General features: G+C 65.1%; 1 protein-coding gene. It reads left to right on the top strand.

The features are described 5' to 3' along the window. Positions 1-381: alanine racemase (locus EN906_RS37140; protein WP_206529311.1), on the top strand; the 381-nt coding region annotated here is incomplete at both ends.

The raw sequence follows: 381 nt of genomic DNA, 5'->3' as shown, positions 1-381 counted from the left end.
CTTCGACGGCATCGACATCCGTTACGTGATGAGCCATCTGGCCTGCGCCGACGAGCCGGAGCATCCGGCCAATGAGAAGCAGCGGCTGGCGTTCGAGCGGCTGCGCAAGATGCTGCCGGAGGCGCCGGCATCGCTGACCAATTCCTCCGGCATCTTTCTTGGGGAGCGCTTTCACTACGATCTCGCCCGCCCCGGTGCCGCGCTCTACGGCATCAATCCGACGCCGGCAAAGTCCAATCCGATGCTGCCGGTGGTGCGGCTGCAGGCAAAGGTGGCACAGACGCGCAGCGTCGAAAAAGGCGCCGGCGTCGGCTATGGCCACACCTATCATGCGCAAGGCCCGCTCAGGCTGGCGACGATTTCGTTCGGCTACGCGGATGG

The sequence above is a fragment of the Mesorhizobium sp. M7A.F.Ca.CA.004.06.1.1 genome, assembly GCF_003999135.1.
GTDB lineage: Bacteria > Pseudomonadota > Alphaproteobacteria > Rhizobiales > Rhizobiaceae > Mesorhizobium.
This window is presented reverse-complemented; position numbering and strand designations above follow the sequence as displayed.